This is a genomic window from Streptomyces sp. NPDC051207 (genome assembly GCF_040682395.1).
GTDB lineage: Bacteria > Actinomycetota > Actinomycetes > Streptomycetales > Streptomycetaceae > Streptomyces.
This window is the reverse complement of sequence record NZ_JBFBAX010000006.1, coordinates 163521-185646: the sequence shown is the minus strand read 5'-3', so window position 1 is coordinate 185646 and position 22126 is coordinate 163521. Positions and strand designations below refer to the sequence as shown.

The window sequence follows — 22126 nt, the reverse complement described above, 5'->3', positions numbered from 1 at the left end:
GGCACTCGGCGAGAGTGCCGAGCACCTGAGAACCACCCGCCAGCCCACCACCGCAAAGGGAGCACGCATGGCAACCCGCGCCGTCGCCCGTCGTCAGTCCGCCCTTGGGGGTACGGCCGATGCGGCAGGCAGTGTTCGCGCCCACGGCGGCGAGATCGCCGACCGCGACCTGGTCGGCATGTATCTCGACGAGATCGCGCGCACGCCACTGCTCGACGCCGCCAAGGAAGTCGAGCTGTCCCAGATCATCGAGGCGGGTGTCTTCGCGCAGCAGGTCCTCGACGGCTACGAGGACACCAAGGCCGACGCCAGCCGCGAGGAGCTTCAGGCCCTGGTCGCCGAGGGCGAGCGGGCCAAGGACGTCTTCATCCGCTCCAACCTCCGTCTGGTCGTCGCCGTCGCCCGCCGCTACCCGCGCAGCGGCCTGCCCCTGCTCGACCTGATCCAGGAGGGCAACGCGGGCCTGGTGCGCGCCGTCGAGAAGTTCGACTACCGCAAGGGCTTCAAGTTCTCGACGTACGCGACGTGGTGGATCCGCCAGGCGATCACCCGCTCGATAGCCGACCAGTCGCGCACGATCAGGCTGCCCGTGCACCTCGTGGAGGAGCTGGGCCGGATCCGCCGTGTGCAGCGCGAGTTCAACCGCGAGCACGGCCGGGACCCGGAGCCCGCGGAGATCGCCGCCGAACTCGGTTCCACGCCGGAGCGGGTGACCGACGTGCTCGACTGGGCGCGCGACCCGGTCTCGCTGAACATGTCGGTGGACGACGAGGGCGAGACGCAGTTCGGCGACCTCCTGGAGGACACCTCCGCAGTGTCGCCCGAGCAGTCCGTGCTGACACTGCTGCGCAGCGAGGAACTGGACGACCTGATCGGCCGCCTCGACCAGCGCACGGCCTCCATCATCAAGATGCGCTACGGCATCGAGGACGGCCGGGAGCGCACGCTGACCGAGGTCGGCAAGGAGCACGGCCTGACGCGCGAGCGCATCCGCCAGATCGAGAAGCACGCGCTGCTGGAACTGAAGAAGCTCGCCCGCGACACCGGGTTCGACGCGGCGGCGTGAGACCGCGCCGAGTGCCAAGTGGCGCACGCCGTACGGGACCGCGTGCGCCGGGTGGCGAAAGACCGCGCAAACATGGCGATGTAACGCCGCTTCAACCGCCCGAGCAGCGGGAACAACCCTTCAGGGCCCAGGAGTCAGAGTCAGACCAGGTCGGAGTCGGACCACGTCCCGACACAATCCCCCCGGTGCCGGGACTTTCCCAGCCGGGCTTCGGCGCCTTCCCCCCGGGCGTCGGGGCCCGGCCTTGGTGTGTACGCGTGCCGGTGCGGACACCGGACCGGATCCCTGCGAACGGCGGCGCCGCCCACGCCCGTCGCAGAGCGGGCCACCCCCGGACTGAGAGCGGGCCACCCCGGACCTGAACCCCGGGGTGGCCCGCAGATGGCAGATTGTGCCACAGGGGCATAGCCTGCCGCAGGTGAGCAGCACCACCCCCGTACCCGCCGTGCCGGCCGCCCTCTCCCTGACCGAGCGCCGCAAGGCCGAGACCCGCATGGAGATCGCCCGCGCCGCGGCCGGCCTCTTCGTGCGGCAGGGCCTGCGTGCCACCCGCGCCGAGGACATCGCCGAGGCCGCCGGCGTCGCACCGCGCACCTTCTACCGCTACTTCGCCAGCAAGGAGGAGGCCGTCGCCCCGCTCTACGCGGCGGGCGCCGAGCGCTGGGCGGCGGCGGTACGCGCCGCCCCCGAGGACCTGTCCGTGCCCGAGGCCCTGGAACAGGCGGTACGGCACACGCTGACACCCGGCGCCGGGATCTCGTCGGCGTCCTGGACGTTCGTCCGCGCCCTGGTCCGGCTGGCCCGGTCGAACCCGGCCCTGCGGAGGGTGTGGGCGGAGGTGTGCCTCGCGTCCGAGCACACCCTGCGGGAGGCCCTCGCGGAACGGCTGGGGCTGGGGGAGGACCGGGCCCCGGGCGACCCGGGCAGCGCTGCCGCCGCGTCCCCCGAGCTGCACTTCGCGGCGGCCGTCGCCGGCGCCGCCGTACGCGTGGCCATGGAGACCTGGGCGAGCGGGGACGGCCCGGCCGAGGGCCCGGACGGACCGGCCGAGCTGGCGCTGCGCAACCTGGGCGCGCTGAGGGACTTCCCGTGGGAGGCGGTGACGGGGGCGCGGGGGTGACCGGGCCGGGGACTGTCACCCACCCCCCGCCCGCACCAACCGCTCCCCCAACCCCCGTACGGCGTCCACGAGTTCCACCGGCTCCTGCACCGTGAAGTCCAGGCCCAGCATCGCCAGGCGCACGGCCACCCACTCCATCGCGTCGGCGGTCGTGGCGCGCAGCCGGCAGGTGTCCGGGCCGAGGGGTTCGGGCGCGCCGAGCCAGCCCGGCACGCGGGTGGCGACGACCTCGGCCGGTGCCGCGAACGTGACCGTGAACCCGTAGGTCTCCTGGCGCCGGTGCATCGACCGGCGCAGATACTCCGCCGCGTCCCCCGTGGGCAGCTCCCGCGGGGTGAAGCGCGCCCCCGTGGCGAACGGTTCGGCGATCCGGTCCACGCGGAACGTGCGCCAGTCGGCGCGGTCGAGGTCGTACGCCACGAGGTACCAGCGGCGGCCGGTCGACACCAGCCGGTACGGCTCGGTCAGGCGCCGCGACTGCGTGCCGTCCCCGGCCCGGTAGCCGAACCGCAGCCGCTCCTGCCCGGCGACCGCGGACGCCAGCACGGTGAGCGTCTCCGGCGCGATGGTCGGGCCGTCCCCGCTGGTCAGCGGCATGGTCGCGGACTGAAGCGTGGACACCCGGTGCCGCAGCCTGCTCGGCAGCACCTGCTCCAGCTTGGCGAGCGCCCGTACCGACGCCTCGTCCACGCCCGCGACCGCGTGCCCGGCCCCGGCGCGCAGCCCGACCGCGATCGCCACCGCCTCCTCGTCGTCGAGCACGAGGGGCGGCATCGCCTTGCCCGCGACGAGCCGGTAGCCGCCGTCGGAGCCCTTGGTCGCCTGCACGGGATAGCCCAGCTCGCGCAGCCGGTCGATGTCGCGCCGGACCGTGCGCCGAGAGACCCCGAGCCGGTCGGCGAGCTCGCCGCCGGGCCATTCGCGGGGGGTCTGGAGGAGGGAGAGGAGCTGGAGGATGCGCGCCGGGGTGTCGGTCGTCATGTGTCCGAGGATCGCGCATGTTTAGGACATGATCCGTCCTAGTGGGGTCCTAGCTTCTCGGTATGACCTTCACCGAGACCCCTTCCGGCGCTCAGGGCGCCGCGAGCGACCGGCGCCGCTGGTTCGCCCTGGCGATCGTGATGACCGCGGCGTTCATGGACCTTGTCGACGTCACCATCGTCAACATAGCGATCCCGTCCATCCAGCAGGACGCGGGCGCGACCTTCAGCCAGATCCAGTGGATCACCGCCGGATACGCCCTCGCCTTCGCCGCCGGCCTGATCACCGGCGGACGGCTCGGCGACATCCACGGGCGCAAGCGGGTGTTCCTGCTCGGCATCGGAGGCTTCACGCTCGCCTCCGCGCTGTGCGGCTTCGCCGTGAACCCGGAGATGCTCGTCGCCTCCCGCATCCTGCAGGGCGGCATGGCGGCGCTGATGGTGCCGCAGGTGCTGTCGATCGTGCACGCGACCTTCCCGGCGCACGAACGCGGCAAGGTGTTCGGCCTGTTCGGCGCGATCGTCGGGCTCGGCGCGGTGTCCGGTCCGCTGCTGGGCGCGCTGCTGACCGAGTGGAACCTGTTCGGGCTCGAATGGCGGCCCATCTTCCTGATCAACCTGCCGGTCGGCATAGCGGGCCTGATCCTGGGCGCCCGCTTCATCACCGAGTCCAAGGCCCCGCGGGCCCTCAAGCTGGACCTGGTGGGCGTCGCGCTCGTCACGCTGGGCCTGCTGATGCTGCTCTACCCGCTGACCCGCGGCCGTGAGCTGGGCTGGCCGCTGTGGGGATACGTGTCGATGGCCGGCGCGTTCGCCGTCCTCGCGGGGCTGGTGGCGTACGAGCGGCGCAAGGCCGCGCGGGACGGCTCCCCGCTGGTGGAGCTGTCGCTGTTCCGGGTCAAGAGCTTCGCCGCGGGCATCGCCGTGCAGACCGTCTTCGGCATCGCGCTCGGCATCTTCTTCCTGGTGTGGACGCTGTACATGCAGACCGGCCTCGGCTGGAGCCCGCTGAAGGCCGGCCTGACCGGCGTGCCGTTCTCGATCGCCGTGTCCGTGGCGGCCGGACTGTCGGTGCAGAAGCTGGTCCCGCGCTTCGGCCGCGGTGTCCTCCAGACGGGCGCGCTGGTGATGGCCGCCGGTGTCCTGCTCTACATCTGGGAGTCCGAGCACTACGGCCTCGGCATCACCCCCTGGCAGATGGCGCTGCCGCTGGTCGTGATGGGCGTCGGCATGGGCCTGATCGTCGCGCCGCTGACGGACGCGGTGCTCTCCGAGGTGCCGCGCGAGCACGCCGGTTCGGCGTCGGGGCTCATCAACACCGTGCAGCAGATGGGCCACGCGCTCGGCCTCGGGCTCGTCTCCGTGGTCTTCTTCGGCACGATGAGCGACCGGCTGCGGCCCGCGCAGGTGGGCCCCGCCTTCGCGGACGCCTTCGAGTACGCGCTGGGCTGGGTGGCCGCCGTGATGGGCGTGATCTTCCTGCTGATGTTCGCCCTGCCGAGGCGCCCGGCGCTGCATGTGGAGGGCGCGCAGGCGGACGGCAGCGCGGCGCAGGACAAGGCGCCCGAGCTGGTCTGACCCGCCACGGAACCGTTTCCGGAGGGGCCCGGCACCGCGGGTGCCGGGCTCTTCGGCATGAGGGCCGGGCCCTGCGCCAGGGCGAGCTGAATCGGTCGGCAGGGCGAGCCGGACCCTTCGGCAGGGCGAGGCCGGGCCTTACGGCAGGGAACGGCTGGAACGGACACTAAGCGGAGCCCGCTCATGCCCGATTGAGCCCGAGCTTGTTTACTTTCCGGAAATCCGGGCTTAGTCTCCCGGGGAAACCACAGGTTCGGGCACCAGTCGGAGGCGAACGGACATGTACGCACCGGAGCGGCAGCAGGAGATCCTCCGGCTCGCCCGGGACGGCGGCCGGGTCGACGTGCTGTCGCTGGCCGAGGAGTTCCAGGTGACGGCGGAGACCATCCGCCGCGACCTGAAGGCCCTCGACCGCGCCGGGCTCGTCCGCCGGGTGCACGGCGGCGCCATCCCGGTCGGGCGCCTCGACTTCGAGCCCGACCTCGCCGAGCGCGAGTCCACCGCGGCCGGCGAGAAGGACCGCATCGCCAAGGCCGCCCTGGCCGAACTGCCCGCCGACGGCACGGTGATCCTCGACGCCGGCACCACGGTCGCCCGCCTGGCCGCGGCCCTCCCGCTGGAGTCCGCCCTCACCGTCGTCACCCACAGCCTGCCCATCGCGGCCCGTCTCGCCGACCACCCCGGCATCCAGCTCCACCTGGTCGGCGGACGCGTCCGGCACCGCACCCGCGCCGCCGTCGACGCCTGGGCGCTGCGCGCGTACGGCGAGATCCGCGCGGACGTCCTCTTCGTCGCGGCCAACGGCTTCTCCGCCGAGCACGGCCTGACCACCCCCGACCTCGCCGAGGCCGCCGTCAAACGCGCGGCCGTCGCCGCGGCCCGCCGGGTGGTGCTGCTCGCCGACTCCTCCAAGCACGGCCAGGAGCACTTCGCCCGCTTCGGCGGCCTGAACGACGTGGACCTGCTGATCACCGACAGCGGCCTGAGCCCGCAGGACGCCGCCGCCATCGAACACGGCGGCACGGAAGTAGTACGCGCATGATCCTCACCGTCACCCCGAACCCGTCCCTCGACCGCACCTACGAGGTGCCCTCGCTCGACCGCGGCGCCGTCGTCCGCGCCACCGGCGAGCGCGTCGACCCGGGCGGCAAGGGCGTCAACGTCTCGCGGGCCGTCGCCGCCGCCGGCCGGCGCACGGTCGCGGTCCTGCCCCTGGGCGGCGCGCCGGGCGCGCTCGTCGCCGACCTGCTCGACGCGCAGGGCATCGAGGTCGCGCCCGTGCCGGTCGCCGGGGCCACCCGCTCCAACATCGCCCTGGCGGAGGCGGACGGCGTCCTCACGAAGATCAACGCGCCCGGCCCCGAACTGACGGCCGCCGAGCAGGAACTGCTGCTGGAGACCGTCCGGCAGCAGTCCCGCGACGCCGCCTGGATCGCCTGCTGCGGCAGCCTCCCGCGCGGCCTCGCACTCTCCTGGTACGCCGAGCTGGTCGCCCGCGCGCACGCCGTCGGCGTCCGGATCGCGCTCGACACCTCCGGGCCCGCGCTGCTCCGGGCACTGCGCGAGCGTCCCGACGTGGTGAAGCCGAACGCCGAGGAACTCGCCGGGGCCGTCGGGCGCCCCCTGGCCACCGTCGGCGACGCGGTGAAGGCGGCCGGGGAACTGCGGGAGCGGGGCGCGCGCACCGTCCTCGCCAGCCTCGGCGCCGACGGCCAGCTGCTCGTGGACGACGCCGGCGCCTGGTTCGGCACCGCCCGCGTGAGCGCCGTACGCAGCAACGTCGGCGCGGGCGACGCCTCCCTCGCCGGTTTCCTGATCGCCGGCGGCACCGGCCCGGATGCGCTCGCCTCCGCGCTCGCCCACGGCGCGGCGGCCGTGCAGCTGCCCGGCAGCGTGATGCCGGGCCCGGCGGACCTCGATCCGTCGGGGGTCACGGTCACGGCGGACGTTCCGGTGGACCGTCCGCTGAAGGAGGCGGTGACGTGACGTCTTGGCGGGCAGTCCCGGCAGCTCCGGCCGTCCCGGTGGCTCGGGCCGCTACGGCCGCATCGGCAACCCTGGCGGCTACGGCCTCCCTGGTAGCTCCGGTAGCCCTGGTAGCCCTGGCGACTCGGGCAGCCCTGGCAGCTCGGTCCGGCCCTGGAGCCCCGGCCAACCCCGCAGCCCCGGCATCCCTGGCCACCGCGTCCGGCGTGCGACGGGGGGCCTTCCTGTTAGGCGCCGCAGCCACTGCGGGGCGCCGGCTGCCCGGCCCCGCTGCCGTCACCGTGAGGTGCTGCCTGCCCAGCCCCGCTGCCACCGCCTGCCCCGGTGACCCCGCAAGCCCCCACCGCACCCCCGTCCCCCTCCCCGCCCACGACTCTCCCCGGGCGATACGCGAGCGAAGGAGCCCGCGATGAGCGACATGATCACCGCGGAACTGGTCGACCTCGACCTGTCCGCCGACACCAAGGAAGCCGCGGCGCGCGCGCTCGCCGAACGCATGGTGGCCCTGGGCCGCGTGACCGACCTCGACGGCTTCCTCGCCGACGTCGCCGCCCGCGAGGCGCAGATGCCGACCGGGCTCGACGGCGGCATCGGCATCCCGCACTGCCGCAGCACCCACGTGACCGAACCGACGCTCGCGTTCGGGCGCAGCCCGGCCGGGGTCGACTTCGGTGCGGCGGACGGCCCCGCCGACCTGATCTTCCTGATCGCGGCACCGGCCGGCGCCGACGACGCCCACCTGACGATCCTGTCGTCCCTGGCCCGGAAGCTGACGAACCCCGAGTTCACGACGGCCCTGCGCTCGGCACGCGACGCGTCGTCCGCCGCAGCACTGATCCGCGGTGACGAACCTGAGGGGGGCGCGGCCGGGGCGGCTGAGCGGGCCGGGGATGCCCCCAGCACATCCGGCTCCACCGAAGACTCCGTGGCGGCACCGGTGGCGGCCTCCGCCGGTGCCGCCACGGACACCACCACCTCGACCCCCACGGACACCACCCACCCGACTGCCACGGACACCCGCGCCCCGGCAGGCACGGAAACCACCAGCCCGACGTCGGGCCAGGACGGGCGCCCATTCCGTGTCGTCGCCGTCACCTCCTGCCCCACCGGTATCGCCCACACCTACATGGCGGCCGAATCGCTGGAGAACGCGGGCCGCGAGGCCGGCGTCGAGGTTGTCGTCGAGACACAGGGCTCGGCCGGCTTCACCCCGCTCGACCCGGCCGTGATCGCGGCGGCGGACGGCGTGATCTTCGCCCACGACGTCCCCGTACGGGAGAAGGAACGCTTCGCCGGGAAGCCCACCGTCGACGTCGGCGTACAGGCCGGCATCAACCGTCCCGGCGAACTCATCGCCCACGTACGGCAGAAGGCCGCGCGCGGCGAGGTCACCTCCGGCTCGGCGCCCACGCCGGTCGAACGCGGCGGCGACGCGGGCGAGGGCTACGGCACCAAGCTGCGCAAGTGGCTGATGTCCGGCGTGAGTTACATGGTCCCGTTCGTCGCGGCGGGCGGCCTGCTCATCGCCCTCGGCTTCGCGATCGGCGGCTACGAGATCAACAAGGCGCCGTCGGTGACAGACCACTTCGCGTGGTCGCAGGCCGACAGCTGGGGCGCGCTGCTGTTCCAGATCGGCGGCGTCGCCTTCGCTTTCCTGGTGCCCGTGCTGGCCGGTTACATCGCCTACGGCATGGCCGACCGCCCGGGTCTGGTCCCCGGCTTCGTCGGCGGCTCGATCTCCCTCACCATCAGCGCGGGCTTCCTCGGCGGCCTCGCGGCCGGCCTGATCGCCGGTGCCGTGGTGATCGGCATCCAGAAGGTGCGCATCCCGGCGGCGCTGCGCGGCATCATGCCGGTGGTGGTGATCCCGCTGATCTCCTCGGCGATCGTCGGCTTCCTGATGTTCGTCGTGATCGGCAAGCCCATCGCCTCCGCCCAACAGGGCATGACCGACTGGCTGAACGGCCTCACCGGCACCAACGCCGTCCTGCTCGGCGCCCTGCTCGGCCTGATGATGTGCTTCGACCTCGGCGGCCCCGTCAACAAGGTCGCCTACACCTTCGCCACCGCCGGCATCGCCGTCGCCGACCCGAGCGACTCCGCGATGCGGATCATGGCCGCGGTGATGGCGGCCGGCATGGTCCCGCCGCTGGCCATGGCCCTGGCGACGACCGTCCGCGGCAGGCTGTTCAACCGCACCGAACGCGAGAACGGCAAGGCCGCCTGGGTCCTCGGCGCCTCCTTCATCTCCGAGGGCGCCATCCCGTTCGCCGCGGCCGACCCGCTGCGCGTCATCCCCGCCTCCATGGCGGGCGGCGCGGTCACCGGCGCGCTGTCGATGACCTTCGACGCCACGCTGCGCGCCCCGCACGGCGGCATCTTCGTGGTCCCGCTGATCGGCAACCCGTTCCTGTACCTGATCGCCATCGCGGCCGGCGTCTGCGTCACCACCGCGCTGGTCGTCCTCCTCAAGGGCCTGCGCAGGCCCACGCCGGACGTCACGACCCCGGGCACCGGCGACGGCACGTCATCGTCCCCCGAGCCGCACACCAAGCAGACAGTCGCGGCGTAGGCACCCCGGGCAAACCGTGGTGGCGCAGGCTCATTGCGCGCCCGTGCCAGTCAGGAGACCTGCGCCGCCCGCCGCTCCATCGCGTCCCGCGCCGCGTCCTCCGAGTCGTACACCTCGCACATGTGCCGGCCGTCCGGCGTCGCCGTGTGCTCGACCTCCCACAGGGAGACCTCCCTGCCGTCACGCAGCAGGAAGGCGTGCTCGTACAGCGCGAAGCACAGCCCGGCACGCGCCGCTCGGCCGGGGTTGCCGAAGGCCTGCGTGATCTGATGCGCGAACGCCGCAGTCAGTAACTCGGCCGTCTCCCCACCGGGCCGGTCCGCGTTCTCCGCGCGGCGCAGCAGCCGGCGGGCATGGTCCGCCGAATCGTCCGGGACGTACGCGTGGCGGGGCGCCGGCAGCGCGGACCACTGCACCACCACCGGCAGCTCGAAGTCCGGTGCGTCGGGCGGCAGGGACAGCCGCGCCGTGGCGGACCGCAGCTCCTCCTCGTCCGCGTAGACCTCGTGCTGCGCCTCGCCGCCCGGCACGGTGTTGTGGACCAGCTCCCACAGCGTGAGCGCCGAACCGTCCACGAGCAGCCAGGTGTGCCGGTACGTCTCCCGGTGCAGGCCCGCGCTGTGGTGCGCGGAGTGCAGCGAGCTGTCGTGGGCCAGTGCGCAGTCGAGCTGCCGCACCACGTCGTCGGGCAACTCGAACGAGTTCAGGGCACGTCCGAGGAGCCGCGCCAGATGCTCCTCCGGAGACTCGGGCGTCTCGGGTGGTTCGTACGCTGCCATCTCGTACGGAACGCTCAAGGTCTCTCCCGGCGTTGCTGCATGTCACCTTGTGGGTGCATACCGTAGCCCCTCGATCGGACATCGTGTCCAGTAACCGAGAAAACGTAGGCTTGAAAAACACTCGAACCGTGCGTGAATTTCCCGCAGTGTCCGGCATACCGTCAAAACCCCGTGTCGGCAAGGGACTTGGCACGATGCCGGGGTCGCGCCCGGGCGGCGTCCCCGCCCGGAGCGCGGCCCGCCCCGCACTCGTCACCGCCCGGCCGCGGCGCGAAAGCGCACGTCACCGCCCCCCGTGGAGCTGCCCGTACAACTGCCCGTACGACGGCCACGTCCCGCCCGGCCCCGACACCGGCTCCGCCGCCCGCACCGCCCTCACGATCGCCCGGGTCACCACGTCCGCGCCCGCGGCGAGGACCGCGTTCAGGGCGAGCGGGTTGCCGGCGTCGAGCGGGCGCTGCCCGGTCGCCAGCGCGAAGACCGTGTCCCCGTCGTTGAGCAGGTGCACCGGGCGCACGGCACGGGCGATGCCGTCGTGGGCCGTGCCCGCCAGCTTCTGCGCCTGTGACTTGGACAGGTCCGCGTCCGTGGCGACCACGGCCAGCGTCGTGTTCAGCGGGGGCGGGCCGCTGCTCGCGGCGATCTCCACGAGGCGCCGGCACGCCGCCTCGTGGACCGGCCCCTCCGGATACGTCACCCGGCCCTGGAACATCTCCCCGTACAGCACCCCCGTCTCCGGGTCCGTCGCCGACCCCGCCGCGTTGGCCACCACCAGCGCCGCCACCGTGATGCCCGGGGCGAGAACCGTGCTCGCGGTGCCGACCCCGCCCTTCAGCTGTCCGACCGCCGCGCCGGTACCGGCGCCCACGCACCCCTCCGGCACGGCCGCGCCGGGCGCGCTCGCCGCTGCCGCCTCCACCGCGGCCCGGCCGGTGGCCGCGTCCGGGCGGGCCCGGAAGTCGCCGCCGCGCCCCAGGTCGAAGACGCAGGCCGCCGGCACCACGGGCACGACATGGGACGGGTCCGGCCCGACCCGCACCCCGCGTCCCTGTTCCTCCAGCCAGGCCATCACGCCGGACGCCGCGTCCAGCCCGTAGGCGCTGCCGCCCGTGAGCACGATCGCGTCGACCTTCCGCACCAGGTTGCGCGGGTCCAGGGCGTCGGTCTCCTTGGTGCCGGGGCCGCCGCCGCGCACGTCCACCGCGGCGACCGCCCCGCCGTCCGGGGCCAGCACGACCGTGGTGCCGGTGAGCCAGCCGTCCCCGATGCGCGTCGCGTGCCCCACCCGCACGCCGGCCACGTCCGTCACTGCGTCAACTGTCATGGCGCCCAGTGTCGTCCAGCCGCCGGGGCAGCCCCGTACTCTGGAGGCATGAGCAACACCCCCGGCGGAGGCACCGCCCCCGACCCCGAGCCGCGTGAGCCGAAACCCGCGCTGATCTTCGACGACCCGCTGGACCAGCAGTCGTCGGACGACACCGACCGCGGCTGGGGCGACCGGGGCGACCGCGACCGGGACAGCGCGGCCGACCTGAAGCGCTTCCTCGACGAGAAGCCGCCCCACCACCTGTAGGACACGGCGCCGCCCCACCACCCGCAGGCCCAGACACCGTTCCACCACTTGGGGCCGGGATGTCGGCCCGGTCTGCTGGGCTCACCACAGCGTCACCGCCAGCCGGGCCGTGGCACTCGCTCCCGCGAGGCGGGCCGCTGTCGAGCGGGGCACCGACAGCACGACCAGCGCCCCGCTCCCGGCCGGGTCGTCCAGAGCTTCCGGCACCTTCGTCACCCGCGCCCCGCGCGCGACCACCCGCGCGGCGCCGCCCGTCGCCGTCTCCCCGGCGGCGATGACGTCGACACGGTCACCCGGCCGCAGCAGCCGTACCGTCGCCGCGTCGGCGATCCGCACCGGCGCCGTCACGAGTCCGGCCGCGCGCTGCGTACGTACCGGACGATCCGCCGCCGGTGCGGCCGAGCCGGGTGGCGCCGGGTCGCCTGGACGACCGCGGGCCCGCTCGGTGTCTCCGGGGCCCGCCGCCACCAGGGCCGCCGCCGTGACGGCGAGGCCTGCCGCCACCGCCCGCCGCCGATGCCGTACGAGCCGGCTCAGCCCGTACCGGCCGCCGCGCACGCGCACCGGAGGGAAGTGCGGCACCTCGCAGGTGGGCGGGGCGTCGGCACCCGGTGCGTGCGGAGAGCAGGCGGCCGACGGAGCCACCGAGCCCGAGGAGGGAGACGGTGAGTACAGGGCCGGGCGGTAACTCCACTGCGCAGACGCAGACGCAGATGGAGACGGAGACCAAGGCGACGAAGACGAAGACGACGACGAGGACGAGGACGAGGACGAGGACGGGTACGGGGACTGAGCGAAGGGCACGGGACCACCACCAGCGACGAGGCGTTCGGCTTTCGGGTCCACGATGCGGCTGCGCGCCGCCGCCCGCCGGGCCCCGTGCGCTACTCACCGGTTGTGGAAAACTCCGCCACCCGAACGAGCCGTTCCGCCTCCCCGACCCTCGGCCCCGACCCTCGGCCCCGGCCCTCGACCCTCGGCCCTCGGACCCCGCCCTGCCCACCCCTACGGCAGCGCCAACCCCGGATCCATCCCACCCAGCGCCGACCTGCACAGACAGTCCCGGTCCTCCGTCGCCGGGAGCGCGGCCACCGCGTCGAAGAGCACGCCCCGCAGCCGGTCCACGTTCGCCGCGAAGACCCGCAGCACCTCGTCGTGCGAGACGCCCTCGCCGGTCTCGGCACCCGCGTCGAGGTCGGTGACCAGGGTCAGCGAGGTGTAGCAGAGCTCCAGCTCACGGGCGAGCGCGGCCTCGGGATGGCCGGTCATGCCCACCACGGACCAGCCCTGCGCCTGGTGCCACAGCGACTCGGCGCGGGTGGAGAAACGCGGCCCCTCGACCACGACGAGCGTGCCGCCGTCCACCGCCTCCCAGTCCCGGCCGCGGGCCGCCTTCAGCGCGGCGGCGCGCCCGGTGGGGCAGTAGGGGTCGGCCAGCGACACGTGCACCACGTTCGGCACCGTGCCGTCCGGCAGCGGCAGTCCGTCGAAGTAGGAGTTGGCGCGGGACTTGGTGCGGTCGACGAGCTGGTCCGGCACGAGCAGCGTGCCCGGTCCGTACTCGGGGCGCAGCCCGCCCACCGCGCACGGGCCGAGGACCTGCCGCACGCCGACGGACCGCAGTGCCCAGAGGTTGGCCCGGTAGTTGATGCGGTGCGGCGGCAGATGGTGGCCGCGCCCGTGCCGGGGGAGGAAGGCGACCCGCCGGCCGGCGACGTCGCCGAGGAAGAGGGAGTCGCTGGGCTGCCCGTAGGGGGTGTCGACCTGTATCTCGGTCACGTCGTCCAGGAACGAGTAGAAACCGGAGCCGCCGATCACGCCGATCTCGGCGTTCGCCTTGTTCGCCATGCCCCCGACCCTAGCCGTCCCAAGAGTGCCGAACCGTCGCCGCCCGGCAGCGACAGGCCCTCCCGACCGCAGCCGCGCCGCGACCACCAAGGCCGCCGCCCGGCAGCGACAGATCCTCCCGTCCACAGCCGCGCCGCGACCACCAAGGCCGCCGCCGCCCGGCAGCACCAGCCCTCCCTACCCCAGCCGCCCCAAGCCGCCCCAGAAACGCCGAAGACCCCACCGCCCAAGGGCGACAGGGTCCGGTAGGGAGCCGGCAGGATCCCGATGAAGAAGTCGGCGTCCGCGTGAACCGCTACGCGGCGGTGCTGCTGCTCGTAGAGCTGCCCGAGCCCGACGACGACGAGCCCGAGTCCGAGGAAGACGTCGAAGACGACGAGGAAGACGTCGAAGACGACGACGTCGAGGACGCCGGCGAGCTGCTCGACGAGGAGCCGCGGCTGTCGTTGCGGTAGAAGCCGGAGCCCTTGAAGACGATGCCGACCGCCGAGAACACCTTCTTCAGGCGGCCCTGGCAGCCGGGGCACTCGGTCAGGGCGTCGTCGGTGAACTTCTGCACCGCCTCGAGGCCCTCGCCGCACTCGGTGCACTGGTACTGGTAGGTCGGCACTGTCTTCCTCCTGGCACTCTCACTCGATGAGTGCTAACGACGCTCCATACTGACGTATTCCGGCCGTTCAGTCCACTGCCACCGGCACGCGGTGACCGACGCCACGTGCGACCGTGCGCCGGGGGGAGCGCGACACCAGCCGGGAGCGCAGCGCCACCAGGGTGATCAGGGCGAGCAGGGTGCCGCCGGCCGGCACCAGGAAACCGGCACCGTTCCCGTAGTGGTCCTCGAGCTGCCCGGCGACCGTGACGGCAGCCGCCTGACCGAGCGCCACGGCGCCCGTCAGCCAGGTGAACGCCTCGGTGCGGGCCCCGGCCGGAACCAGGCGCTCGACCAGGGTGTAGCCGGTGATCAGCGCGGGCGCGATGCACATGCCGACCAGCAGGCCGAGCCCGGCGAGGACGAGCACCGAGTGGGCGGCCCACAGGCCGGACGCGGCCAGCGCGAGCGCGGTGTACCCGGCGACGAGGCGCCGGTGCGGGGCGGTCTTCCAGACGACGGCTCCGCAGGCGATGCCGGAGACCATGTTGCCCGCGGCGAAGACGCCGTACAGGACGCCGTTCAGGCCAGGCTCGCCGATCGACTCGCTGAACGCGGCGAGCGAGACCTGCATGCCGCCGAACACGGACCCGATGCCGAGGAACGTCACGATCAGCACGCGCACGCCGGGGACGCTCAGTGCGGACGCGTGCTGCACGCGTGCGTGCCCGCGCGGGGCGACGGACGGCTGGGTGGCCCTCTGGGCGGCGAACAGCAGACCGCCGATCAGGGTCAGCGCGGCCTCGGTGACCAGCCCGGCGGCCGGGTGGACGGCCGTGCACAGGGCCGTGGCCAGCAGCGGCCCGACGACGAAGGTCAGCTCGTCCGTGACGGACTCGAAGGCCGCCGCCGTCGTCATCAGGGGCGAGTCCTTCAGGGTGACGCCCCAGCGGGCGCGGACCATGGGGCCGACCTGCGGCACGGAGGCTCCGGTCGGGACGGCCGCCACGAACAGCGCCCACAGGGGAGCGTCCGCGAGGGCGAGCGCGGTGAGGGTCAGGCCCGACAGGGTGTGCAGGAGCACGCCGGGGAGCAGCACGGAGCGCTGCCCGTAGCGGTCGGCGAGCCGGCCGGTGTACGGGGCGAACAGCGCCATGGAGACGCCGGTGACGGCCGCGACGGCGCCGGCCGCGCCGTACGAGCCGGTGGTGTGCTGCACCAGCAGCACGATGGAGATGGTGAGCATCGCGAACGGCTGGCGTGCCGCGAAGCCGGGGAGCAGGAACGTCCAGGCGCCGCGGGTGCGCAGCAGCTGGAGGTAGCCCGGGCGGGAGGCCGCCGCCGAGTTCTTCGACGAGGTGACCGTGGTCGCCACGGCCCGTGCCTTTCTGCCGCCTGGTAGCGCGGCCCCTTCGTACGGGGGCGGCGCCGAGAGCTGTCCTCTTGCGCGGAACTGCGGTGGATACCGGGCCCGCTTCAGGGGTGTGCCGGCCGCCATACGGTCGCGCCAGCTCTGCGTCAGGCAGAGTTGGTTCGATCTGGGTGACGCTTTCATCTTACAGGTATCGAGCGGGCCGGCCCTTGTGAAAAGGAGCACCACCAGAGTCCCTGCCTGCGATTACTGCCTCGATCCCACGGATGTCACCGATAGCACCGACGGCTCGGTGACCTATCTGCGGTCGCCCCGGGCCCGGCGCGCCGCCCCGTTCGCACCGAGCCAGCCCGCCAGCTTGCCGCCGTGGCCCACCGCGCGCAGGCGGCGTTCCGCGGCGTCGCGGACCGGGTCGGTGGCGACCACCAGCAGCTCGTCGCCGCGTTGCAGCACGGTCGTCGGCATCGGCACGAAGGACTGCCCGTCGCGCACCACGAGGGTGACGGCGGCGCCCGGCGGCAGCCGCAGCTCGCCCACCTCGACGCCGTGCATGCGCGAGTCCTTCGGGATCGAGAGCGACAGCAGGTGCCCGCGCAGACGCTCCAGCGGCGCCGACTCGATGCCGAGGTCGGCGGCCTCGGCGTCGTCGCCCAGGTGCAGCTTGCGGGCCAGCCACGGCAGCGTCGGCCCCTGGACCAGGGTGTAGACGACGACCAGCACGAACACGATGTTGAAGATCCGGCGGCTGCCGGCGACGCCCTCGACCATGGGGATGGTCGCCAGGATGATGGGGACGGCGCCGCGCAGCCCGGCCCAGGACATGAGGGCCTGCTCCTGCCAGGGCACCCGGAACGGCAGCAGGCCGAGGACGACGCCCAGCGGGCGCGCCACCATGGTCAGCACCAGGCCGATGAGGAGGGCGGGCACGATGTCGTCGCCCAGTTCGTGCGGCGTGACCAGCAGGCCGAGCAGGACGAACATGCCGATCTGCGCGATCCAGCCCAGCCCTTCGGCGAAGCCGCGGGTGGCGGGCCAGTGCGGCAGTCGCGCGTTGCCCATCATCATGGCGGCGAGGTAGACGGCGAGGAAGCCGCTGCCGTGCGCCATGGCGCCCGCCGCGTACGCGGTGACGGCGATGGCCAGGACGGCGATCGGGTAGAGGCCGGAGGCGGGCAGCGCCACGTGCCGCAGTCCAAAGGAGCCGAGCCAGCCCACCGCGAGGCCGATCGCGGCGCCGATGGCCAGCTCCAGGAGGATCTCGCCGATCAGGACGTACCAGTGCTCGATCGGGCCGGCCGTGGAGAAGGCGACGACCAGGATGAGCACCGGGGCGTCGTTGAAGCCGGACTCGGCCTCCAGCGTGCCCGTCACGCGCGCGGGCAGGGGCACCCTGCGCAGCACCGAGAAGACGGCCGCGGCGTCCGTGGAGGACACCACCGCCCCGATGATGAGGGCCTGACGCCATTCGAGGCCGGTCAGGTAGTGCGCCCCGGCCGCCGTGACCCCGACGCTCACCGCGACGCCCACCAGCGCCAGCGCGGAGGCCGCGGGCAGCACCGGTCTGATCTCCGACCACTTCGTGCCGAGGCCGCCCTCCGCCAGGATCACCACGAGGGCCGCGTATCCCATGACCTGGGTGAGTTCGGCGTTGTCGAAGTGGATGCCGGCGATGCCGTCCTGGCCCATGGCGACGCCGATGGCCAGGTAGACGAGCAGGCTGGGGAGCCCGCTGCGCGAGGAGATCCGGACCGCTGCGACGGCGACGAGCAGGACGAGCGAGCAGACGAGCAGGAGCTGGTTGAGGTCGTGGACAGTCAGCGGCCGTTTCCTTCCTGGCTGCGCGCACGCACGCGTGAGCACCACGGTCGTGGCGCACACACGCGTGGGCACGGACCCGCGCACGCACGCGTGAGCACGTACATCGCACACGAAACTGCGGCGAACCGCAGCCAACTACTTCGTTACCTTACCTAACTCTTGACGATTTCTTGACACTCCCGGAGGGGAAGATCGAACGTCCGTCCGTGCCCGTTCCCGACTCCGCGTCAAGTGCCGACGGCCCCTGCGCCTATCGTTGCTCCAGCGCTCAGTTAAAAGCACAGCCCGACCTGCCGCTCGCGTTAGGACAGCAAGGACAGCGATGCCCCCGAACACCACCGCCTCCACGGGTCAGCAGCCCGGCAAGTCCGGCAGGAAGAAGGGGCGCAGAGCCCGCCTGATCGTGCTCGTTCTGGTGCTGGCGCTCGTGGGCGGCGTCGCCTACGGCGCGTACTGGTCCATCAGCACCGTCCGCGCCTCCTTCCCTCAGACCAAGGGCTCGATCAGCCTGGACGGCCTGTCAGGGCCCGTGGACGTCAGACGCGACGGCCACGGCATCCCACAGATCTACGCCTCCTCCGACACCGACCTGTTCATGGCGCAGGGCTACGTCCAGGCGCAGGACCGGTTCTACGAGATGGACGTGCGCCGCCACATGACGGCCGGACGCCTGTCGGAGATGTTCGGCAAGGACCAGGTCCGGAAGGACGAGTTCCTGCGCACCCTCGGCTGGCACCGGGTCGCGCAGCGGGAGTACGACACCAAGCTGTCGGCCGCCGCCAAGAAGTACCTCCGGGCCTACGCCGCGGGAGTCAACGCGTACCTGGCGGGCAAGGACGGCGCGGACCTCTCCCTGGAGTACGCGGCGCTCGGCCTCAGCAACGACTACAAGCCGCAGAAGTGGACCCCGGTCGATTCGATCGCCTGGCTGAAGGCGATGGCCTGGGACCTGCGCGGCAACATGCAGGACGAGATCGACCGCGCCCTGATGACCAGCCGCCTCGGCCCGAAGCAGATCGCCGACCTGTACCCGGGCTACCCGTACGGCCGCAACAAGGCGATCGTGCAGGAGGGCCAGTACGACGAGCTGACGCAGACCTTCCAGCAGGGCGGCGGCACGGGTACGGGCGCGGGCACTGGCTCGGGCACGGGCACGGTGGGCGGCGCGGGCGGCAGCGGCACCGCGACGGGCGGCACCGCGGCCGGTGACGCCTCCACGGCCGGCGCGGCGGCCGGCGACCCGGCGGCGACCGGCCTGCAGAGCCAGCTCGGCGGCCTGTACGACGTCCTGGACGACCTGCCCACCGCCGTCGGCGTCAACGGCAACGGCATCGGCTCCAACGCCTGGGTCGTCTCCGGCGAGCACACCATCACCGGCAAGCCGCTGCTCGCCAACGACCCGCACCTGTCGGCCTCGCTGCCGTCCGTCTGGTACCAGATGGGCCTGCACTGCCGCAGCGTCTCCGCCAAGTGCCAGTACGACGTCTCCGGGTACACCTTCGCGGGCATGCCCGGCGTGGTCATCGGCCACAACCGCGACATCGCCTGGGGCATGACCAACTCCGGCGTCGACGTCACCGACCTCTACCTGGAGAAGATCACCGGCGACGGCTACCTGTACGACGGCAAGGTCCGCCCCTTCACCACGCGCGAGGAGACCATCAAGGTCGCGGGCGGCGCCGCCGAGAAGATCGTCGTCCGCGAGACCAACAATGGGCCCCTGCTGTCCGACCGCAACAACGACCTGGTGCGGGTCGGCAAGCGGGCCACCGTCGACACCGCCGCGCCCGACCGCGGCGACGGTTACGGCGTCGCGCTGCGCTGGACCGCGCTGGAGCCCGGCACCACCATGGACGCCGTGTTCGCGATGAACCGGGCACGCGGCTGGAGCGACTTCCGCAAGGCCGCCGCCCTGTTCGACGTGCCGTCGCAGAACCTCGTCTACGCCGACACCGAGAACCACATCGGCTACACCCTGCCGGGCCGCATCCCGGTGCGCGCCGAGGGCCACGACGGGTCGATCCCGGCGCCGGGCTGGGACCCCCGCTACCGCTGGACCGGCACGTACATCGAGCAGGACGAACTGCCCCACGAGTACGACCCGGAGCGCGGCTACATCGTCACCGCCAACCAGGCCGTGGTCGGCGCGGACGACTACCCGTACACGCTGACCACGGACTGGGGCTACGGCACCCGCAGCCAGCGGATCACCGACCTGATCCAGGCGAAGACCAAGGACGGCGGCAAGATCTCCACCGACGACATGCGGCAGATGCAGATGGACAACAGCAGTGAGATCGCCAAGCTGCTGGTGCCCCAGATGCTGAAGATCGACGTCGGTGACCCGGACGTCCGCCAGGCGCAGAAGCTGCTGGAGGGCTGGGACTACACCCAGGAGGCCGACTCGGCGGCGGCGGCGTACTTCAACTCGGTGTGGCGCAACGTCCTCAAGCTCGCCTTCGGCAACAAGCTGCCCAAGGAGCTGCGGGTCAAGGGCCAGTGCCTGTGGGTGGAGCCGGTCAACACGACCGGTCCCGCCGACGAGGCGGAGAAGGTCCGCGAGTGCGGCCTGCGCGACGCCGACCAGGCGCAGCCCGACGGCGGCGACCGCTGGTTCGAGGTCGTGCGCGCCCTCATGGACGACGAGGACAGCGACTGGTGGAAGACGTCCCGGGCGGGCACCCGCCCCGGCGCCGAGAACCGCGACGAGCTGTTCAAGCGGGCGATGATCGACGCCCGCTGGGAGCTGACCGCCAAGCTCGGCAAGGACATCGAATCCTGGAGCTGGGGCCGGCTGCACCGCCTGTTCCTGAAGAACCAGACGCTGGGCACCGAGGGCCCCGGCTTCCTGCAGTACGTCCTCAACCGCGGTCCGTGGAAGCTCAGCGGCGGCGAGGCGGCGGTCAACGCGACCGGCTGGAACGCGGCCGGCGGCTACGGCGTCGTGTGGGTGCCGTCGATGCGGATGGTGGTCAACCTCGGCGACCTCGACAAGTCGCGCTGGATCAACCTCGGCGGCGCCTCCGGGCACGCCTACAGCTCCCACTACACCGACCAGACCGGCAAGTGGGCCAAGGGCGACCTGCTGCCGTGGCGCTTCTCGGACAAGGCGGTCGCGGACAGCACGAGCGACACGCTGCTGCTGAAGCCGTGAGCACCTGACGGAAACGGCCTCCACGCGCGCGTGGAGGCCGTTTCCGCGTTCACGGCGCAAGCCCTTTGGCCCTCCCGGGTCAGCGGAAGCGCCGGATCCCCGACGGCGTCACCACCGCGTGCACCGGCCGGTCGTGCGGCTCGGCGGGGACGCGCTCGACGACCTCCGTGTCGTACAGCAGCACCACCAGCGCCGGACGCGCCCGCGCGCGTTCCAGCCGGGCCAGCACACGGTCGTAGGAGCCGCCGCCGCGCCCCAGCCGCATCCCGCGCGCGTCGACGGCGAGGCCCGGCAGCAGCACGGCGTCGGCGCCGGTCACCGCCTCGGGACCCAGACGCTCCCCGGCGGGCTCGTACAGCGCCATCCTCCCGCCGTGCCGCACGCGCGCGAGGGCGTCCCGCGTCCCGTACTCGCCCCAGTCCAGGTCGTTGTCGGGCAGCAGCACCGGCAGCAGGACGCGTACGCCCCGCGCGCGGAGCGCGTCCAGCAGTGCGCGCGTGCCGGGTTCACTTCCCACGGAGACGTACGCGGCCACCGTGCACGCGGTGGCCAACTCGGGCAGCGCGAGCGCCTGCCCGGCCAGCGCCGCCTCCGATTCCCGCACGTCATCGGCCGTCAACCTGCTCCTCACCGCGAGGATCTCGCGCCGCAACGTTCGCTTGTCAGGCTCGGACCCGCGTGTGCCGTGACTCATGGTCGCTCCCCGTACCGTTGCAATTGTGTTCATATGAGAGCCAAACAACCGGACCTGCGAATTCCACACAAAGGCACCGGTTAAGGTGGCGGGCATGACTCAGTCGCACCCCAGGATCAGCAAGGCTGTCATCCCCGCAGCAGGCCTCGGCACCCGGTTCCTGCCGGCCACCAAGGCCACTCCCAAGGAGATGCTGCCGGTCGTGGACAAGCCGGCGATCCAGTACGTGGTCGAGGAGGCCGTCGCCGCGGGTCTCGACGACGTCCTCATGGTGACGGGCCGCAACAAGCGCCCCCTGGAGGACCACTTCGACCGCAACTACGAACTCGAGTCGGCCCTGGAGAAGAAGGGCGACGCCGAACGCCTCGCCAAGGTCCAGGAGTCCAGCGACCTCGCCACGATGCACTACGTCCGCCAGGGCGACCCCAGGGGCCTCGGCCACGCCGTGCTGTGCGCCGCGCCGCACGTCGGCAACGAGCCCTTCGCGGTCCTGCTCGGCGACGACCTCATCGACCCGCGCGACCCGCTGCTGCGGCGCATGGTGGAGGTCCAGGAGCAGCGCGGCGGCAGCGTCGTCGCGCTCATGAAGGTCGCCCCCGAGCAGATCCACCTCTACGGCTGCGCCGCCGTCGAGGCCACCGAGGACGGCGACGTCGTCAAGGTCAGCGGCCTGGTCGAGAAGCCCGACCCGGCCGACGCCCCCTCCAACTACGCCATCATCGGCCGCTACGTCCTCGACCCGCACATCTTCGGCATACTGCGCAAGACCGAGCCCGGCCGCGGCGGCGAGATCCAGCTCACCGACGCCCTCCAGCAGCTCGCCGAGGACGAGAAGGTCGGCGGCCCGGTGCACGGCGTCGTCTTCGAGGGCCGCCGCTACGACACCGGAGACCGCGGCGACTATCTGCGTGCCATTGTCAGACTCGCGTGCGAACGTGAAGACCTGGGCCCGGACTTCCAGGCCTGGCTCCGCAGTTTCGTAGCCGAGGAGATGTAG

At 72.8% G+C, this 22126-nt stretch carries 18 protein-coding genes; 9 read left to right on the top strand and 9 right to left on the bottom strand.

All coding sequences use genetic code 11. The features are described from left to right. Window positions 1-67: 67 nt before the first annotated feature. Both AB0M97_RS09000 and AB0M97_RS08995 read left to right on the top strand, forming a co-directional pair. Window positions 68-1066, top strand: coding sequence for a sigma-70 family RNA polymerase sigma factor (locus AB0M97_RS09000; RefSeq protein ID WP_365960071.1), 999 nt, complete (start codon window positions 68-70; stop codon window positions 1064-1066). A gap of 418 nt (window positions 1067-1484) precedes the next feature. Continuing rightward, window positions 1485-2186: a TetR family transcriptional regulator gene (locus tag AB0M97_RS08995; protein WP_365960070.1), complete on the top strand. Its 702-nt coding sequence runs from the start codon at window positions 1485-1487 to the stop codon at window positions 2184-2186. Window positions 2187-2201: 15 nt separating this feature from the next. Here AB0M97_RS08995 and AB0M97_RS08990 read toward each other — a convergent pair whose 3' ends face one another. Continuing rightward, window positions 2202-3167, bottom strand: a complete 966-nt coding sequence (locus AB0M97_RS08990; protein WP_365960069.1) for a YafY family protein — start codon at window positions 3165-3167, stop codon at window positions 2202-2204. A 62-nt stretch (window positions 3168-3229) separates the two neighbouring features. Between AB0M97_RS08990 and AB0M97_RS08985 the strand changes: the two genes are divergently transcribed. The 4 genes from AB0M97_RS08985 to AB0M97_RS08970 all read left to right on the top strand — a co-directional run bounded on the left by AB0M97_RS08985 (window position 3230) and on the right by AB0M97_RS08970 (window position 9302). Continuing rightward, complete coding sequence (locus AB0M97_RS08985; RefSeq protein WP_365960068.1) at window positions 3230-4744, top strand: MFS transporter; 1515 nt, start codon at window positions 3230-3232, stop codon at window positions 4742-4744. Between the two features lie 280 nt (window positions 4745-5024). Continuing rightward, window positions 5025-5786: a DeoR/GlpR family DNA-binding transcription regulator gene (locus tag AB0M97_RS08980; RefSeq protein ID WP_365960067.1), complete on the top strand. Its 762-nt coding sequence runs from the start codon at window positions 5025-5027 to the stop codon at window positions 5784-5786. Further along, entirely contained in the window at window positions 5783-6730 is a 948-nt protein-coding gene (gene pfkB / locus AB0M97_RS08975) for a 1-phosphofructokinase (RefSeq protein ID WP_365960066.1), read from the top strand. The genes AB0M97_RS08980 and pfkB overlap by 4 nt, the downstream gene beginning before the upstream one ends. Window positions 6731-7139: 409 nt before the next feature. Next, a complete protein-coding gene (locus AB0M97_RS08970) occupies window positions 7140-9302 on the top strand; it encodes a fructose-specific PTS transporter subunit EIIC (protein ID WP_365960065.1) in 2163 nt (720 codons plus the stop codon). Window positions 9303-9352: 50 nt separating this feature from the next. Here AB0M97_RS08970 and AB0M97_RS08965 read toward each other — a convergent pair whose 3' ends face one another. Both AB0M97_RS08965 and AB0M97_RS08960 read right to left on the bottom strand, forming a co-directional pair. Further along, window positions 9353-10099: a DUF6227 family protein gene (locus AB0M97_RS08965; protein ID WP_365960064.1), complete on the bottom strand. Its 747-nt coding sequence runs from the start codon at window positions 10097-10099 to the stop codon at window positions 9353-9355. Window positions 10100-10364: 265 nt separating this feature from the next. Next, entirely contained in the window at window positions 10365-11405 is a 1041-nt protein-coding gene (locus AB0M97_RS08960) for a P1 family peptidase (RefSeq protein ID WP_365960063.1), read from the bottom strand. A gap of 48 nt (window positions 11406-11453) precedes the next feature. Here AB0M97_RS08960 and AB0M97_RS08955 point away from each other — a divergent pair, with 48 nt between their 5' ends. Next, on the top strand, window positions 11454-11654 hold the full coding sequence (locus AB0M97_RS08955) for a hypothetical protein (RefSeq protein ID WP_365960062.1): 201 nt from the start codon (window positions 11454-11456) through the stop codon (window positions 11652-11654). Between the two features lie 81 nt (window positions 11655-11735). On the opposite strand, the gene AB0M97_RS08950 is transcribed toward AB0M97_RS08955, so the two are convergent. The 5 genes from AB0M97_RS08950 to AB0M97_RS08930 all read right to left on the bottom strand — a co-directional run bounded on the left by AB0M97_RS08950 (window position 11736) and on the right by AB0M97_RS08930 (window position 17326). Further along, window positions 11736-12299, bottom strand: coding sequence for a hypothetical protein (locus AB0M97_RS08950; RefSeq protein ID WP_365960061.1), 564 nt, complete (start codon window positions 12297-12299; stop codon window positions 11736-11738). Between the two features lie 360 nt (window positions 12300-12659). Beyond that, window positions 12660-13502 carry an S-methyl-5'-thioadenosine phosphorylase gene (locus tag AB0M97_RS08945; RefSeq protein WP_365960060.1) on the bottom strand — a complete coding sequence of 281 codons (843 nt, stop codon included), beginning with the start codon at window positions 13500-13502 and terminating at the stop codon, window positions 12660-12662. A 295-nt stretch (window positions 13503-13797) separates the two neighbouring features. Then, window positions 13798-14112, bottom strand: coding sequence for an FmdB family zinc ribbon protein (locus AB0M97_RS08940; protein ID WP_365960059.1), 315 nt, complete (start codon window positions 14110-14112; stop codon window positions 13798-13800). 67 nt (window positions 14113-14179) lie between these two features. Further along, window positions 14180-15466 carry an MFS transporter gene (locus AB0M97_RS08935; RefSeq protein ID WP_365960058.1) on the bottom strand — a complete coding sequence of 429 codons (1287 nt, stop codon included), beginning with the start codon at window positions 15464-15466 and terminating at the stop codon, window positions 14180-14182. Window positions 15467-15760: 294 nt separating this feature from the next. Further along, the gene (locus AB0M97_RS08930; RefSeq protein ID WP_365960057.1) at window positions 15761-17326 is read right to left on the bottom strand and encodes a potassium/proton antiporter; all 1566 of its coding nucleotides are present in this window, start codon (window positions 17324-17326) and stop codon (window positions 15761-15763) included. 277 nt (window positions 17327-17603) lie between these two features. On the opposite strand from AB0M97_RS08930, the gene AB0M97_RS08925 reads away from it, so the two are divergent. Further along, a complete protein-coding gene (locus tag AB0M97_RS08925) occupies window positions 17604-20435 on the top strand; it encodes a penicillin acylase family protein (RefSeq protein ID WP_365960056.1) in 2832 nt (943 codons plus the stop codon). A gap of 79 nt (window positions 20436-20514) precedes the next feature. On the opposite strand, the gene AB0M97_RS08920 is transcribed toward AB0M97_RS08925, so the two are convergent. Further along, window positions 20515-21129: a 5-formyltetrahydrofolate cyclo-ligase gene (locus AB0M97_RS08920; RefSeq protein WP_365960055.1), complete on the bottom strand. Its 615-nt coding sequence runs from the start codon at window positions 21127-21129 to the stop codon at window positions 20515-20517. 94 nt (window positions 21130-21223) lie between these two features. Here AB0M97_RS08920 and galU point away from each other — a divergent pair, with 94 nt between their 5' ends. After that, on the top strand, window positions 21224-22126 hold the full coding sequence (galU, locus tag AB0M97_RS08915; RefSeq protein WP_365960054.1) for a UTP--glucose-1-phosphate uridylyltransferase GalU: 903 nt from the start codon (window positions 21224-21226) through the stop codon (window positions 22124-22126).